Here is a 2,821-nt window from a genome sequence, read left to right on the forward strand (position 1 = left end):
CTCCGCGTCTGCAAAGGAGATGAGGACAATGTCGGCTCATCTCATTCTGCCGGGGCTAGCCCCGGCAGAATGAGATGAAGGGGCCACCAACTAGGGAATTTTCAAAGCCCACTTTTGCGGAGAATTGCACGACCGATGACAAGCTCTGCGCGATCAGCATCTCGAACAGCGTCGACAGCCGCTCGCGGACCGATCGGGAGGCGCGCTACCTCGAGATCGTGGGACGATATGACAGGCCGACCGTCGAGATGTTTCCGCAGGTCTTCGCCGAAATCACCTTGGCGCTGGAAGCCGCGCCGGGCGATGTCTTGGGCAGCATCTTCACCGCGCTCGAGATCCACAACAAGAACAGGGGCCAGTTCTTCACGCCCTATCCCGTATGCCAGATGATGGCGGAAATCACGCTCGGCAACGCCGATGACGCGCGGGCGCTGATCGCCGACAAGGGGTTCGTCAGCGCGATGGAGCCCGCCTGCGGTGCAGGGGCCATGGTCATCGCGCTCGCGCAGGCGATGCTCGCAGCCGACATCAATTACCAGCGCCATCTCCATGTGACCGCGGTCGATATCGACAGCCGAGCCGTCCACATGGCCTATATCCAGTTCTCGCTGCTCCATATCCCGGCCCATGTCATGGTCGGCAACTCCCTCAGCAACGAGGTTCGCGAGCACTGGTTCACTCCGGCCCATATCCTGGGAGGCTGGGGTGCGAAGCTTGCGGCCCAACCTCGCGCAGCCGAGCCGCCGGCACGCTCCCTACCGCAAACGACAGTTGCGCGCCCATCTCCTCGCATGCCAGCGCGTGAACCACAGCCCCGCGCGATCGGCGAGCAGTTGACCCTGTTCTGACTGGGAGGCTGGCCCTCGCCGCTCGCGACCGGACATCACTGCGCGACAAGGTCTCCGGGTCACCAATAGACCTTGTACCATGGGTCTGCACGATCATAGGGCTGCTCGAAGATCGCTGCCCGGACCTTCTCTGCGATCTCCTTCAGCGTCGCGAACATCCGGTTGATCTCTGACAGGTCGCCGAGCTGCTCTGGACCATATCGCACCACCAGATAGTCACGCTGGTCGCTGAGCCGGATCAGATGCTCTGCGGTGCGTCGGCGGAGCGACAGCCCTTTTTCGACCGCCAGGCGCGTGCGCTCGGCGAGATCGTGCTGCAGGCCCCGCACCAGCTTTCGATCGAGCGAATGAAAGAGCAAGAACGCGTTGAGATAGGTCTCGATCGATTGAATGGCGCACAGCCTGGCAGGCGCGGACGAGACACCCCGGCCCTTCTCGATCTGCGGCAACAGCCTGTGCGCGGCATCCCAATAGGCGTCGGCCAGGCTCACGACCGTGCCGACCGACGCCTCGGTGCCGGGATAGGACGGCGGACGTGCATCGGGCTGCCCTGAAGGTGCTGTCACGCGCCGCGCCGGCGCACTTTGACCCGACTGTCCCTGTTCCAAACCCGACGTCTCCGAACCGAAATGCCGCGTTGATGCTGCTAGGAAGGCTGCCCTTCGGTTGACTTTGCACGTCCGCGACGAGCCGGGGCGGCTTTGGTGGCCTTTGCCGGCGCGGCGCTGGCCGCCTTGGGCTTGCGCCCGAGGCCGATGCTCTTCGCGAGCGTGCGGCGCTGCTCGGCATAGTTGGGTGCGACCATCGGATAGTCGGCCGGAAGATTCCACTTCGAACGATAATCAGCCGGCGTCATCTGATAATGCGTCATGAGATGGCGCTTGAGCATCTTGAGCTTTTTGCCGTCTTCCAGACAGACGATATAGTCGGGTTTGATCGAAGCCCGGACCGACACCGCCGGCTCCTGCTTTGTTTCGGCAGCCGGTTCACTTTTGCCGAGATTGCTCAGCGCTCCATGAACATTCTGGATCAAGGATGGCAGATCAGCGACCGCCACGCTGTTGTTCGTCACATGTGCCGCGACGATATCGGCGGTCAGGGTAATCAGCGTGCTATCGTCTTCCGATACTTCGCTCATGATGATCTTGCCTTCTTTGGTTGAAAGAACCCGGAGGACTATTCGCTACCGGGAACATGACGCCATGTGAAGCTCGCAAGGCCTCAAAGGAACATAAGCTCACCGGCGCCAATCAGGGGATGTGCGATATCTGATCGTGCCCAATCCCAAACATTCCGTAAACCGATTCATCTCGATCCCTGTCCAAAGAAGAGGGGAATGGACCGGGGAGACAGGTCGAAGGTCCAAGCGGCGTCGATCCTTCTCCATCCCGAGGCCACGACATGGACACCTCACGCAGCCAGCGCTGGCGGGAGCGGCGCGCTCTATGGGCGACCGACTCTCTCGTCATCAATCCGAAAGCCTACTCGGCGGACATCATCGACCACGCCGCCGCGCGCGCGTTCATCGCCGAGCATCATTATCTGCCGAGCTACCCGGCCGCTCAGGTCGCGATAGGTCTCTTCGGCCGCCAGGCGGTGCTGGAAGGTGTGGCCGTCTTTGCTGTGCCGGCGACCGACGCCGTCATCACCCGGCATACCGGCTTTACCGATCCCGCCAAAGGATGCGTCCTCGCGCGGCTGGTCCTGCTCGACAGCGTTCCGCAGAATGGCGAAAGCTTCTTTTGCGCCCGTGCCTTTCGGCTTCTTCGTCAAGCACGCCCCAGAATCGAGGCCGTGGTCTCCTACAGCGATCCCGAGGCAGGTCATGTCGGCCGGGTCTATGCTGCCCTGTCCGGCGCGCACCGGGGCGTCTCCCGGCCGCGCATCGTCCTTCGCGTAGGGAACCGCACCATCTCCGATCGCACGCTCTCCAAAATCCGGCTCGGCGAACGGGGCATGGATGGCGCGATCGC

The 2,821-nt window shown here is 62.5% G+C and carries 4 protein-coding genes; 2 read left to right on the forward strand and 2 right to left on the reverse strand.

What is annotated here, in order from left to right; translation table 11 throughout:
- Positions 1-74: 74 nt before the first annotated feature.
- Positions 75-848: an N-6 DNA methylase gene (locus VMR39_RS09245; RefSeq protein ID WP_325415675.1), complete on the forward strand. Its 774-nt coding sequence runs from the start codon at positions 75-77 to the stop codon at positions 846-848.
- A gap of 59 nt (positions 849-907) precedes the next feature.
- On the opposite strand, the gene VMR39_RS09250 is transcribed toward VMR39_RS09245, so the two are convergent.
- Complete coding sequence (locus tag VMR39_RS09250) at positions 908-1,414, reverse strand: hypothetical protein (protein WP_255209807.1); 507 nt, start codon at positions 1,412-1,414, stop codon at positions 908-910.
- A gap of 80 nt (positions 1,415-1,494) precedes the next feature.
- Entirely contained in the window at positions 1,495-1,986 is a 492-nt protein-coding gene (locus VMR39_RS09255; protein WP_019054418.1) for a MucR family transcriptional regulator, read from the reverse strand.
- A gap of 263 nt (positions 1,987-2,249) precedes the next feature.
- Between VMR39_RS09255 and VMR39_RS09260 the strand changes: the two genes are divergently transcribed.
- On the forward strand, positions 2,250-2,821 hold a 572-nt coding region (locus VMR39_RS09260), incomplete at its 3' end, for a hypothetical protein (protein ID WP_325415676.1).

The sequence above is a fragment of the Sphingobium sp. genome, assembly GCF_035511395.1.
In the GTDB taxonomy this organism is placed as follows: Bacteria; Pseudomonadota; Alphaproteobacteria; order Sphingomonadales; family Sphingomonadaceae; genus Sphingobium.

Bases quoted from the DNA above. Each gene is read 5' to 3' on its own strand.
- VMR39_RS09255 (WP_019054418.1), bottom strand. From the start codon at position 1,986: ATGAGCGAAGTATCGGAAGACGATAGCACGCTGATTACCCTGACCGCC.
- VMR39_RS09245 (WP_325415675.1), top strand. From the start codon at position 75: ATGAAGGGGCCACCAACTAGGGAATTTTCAAAGCCCACTTTTGCGGAG.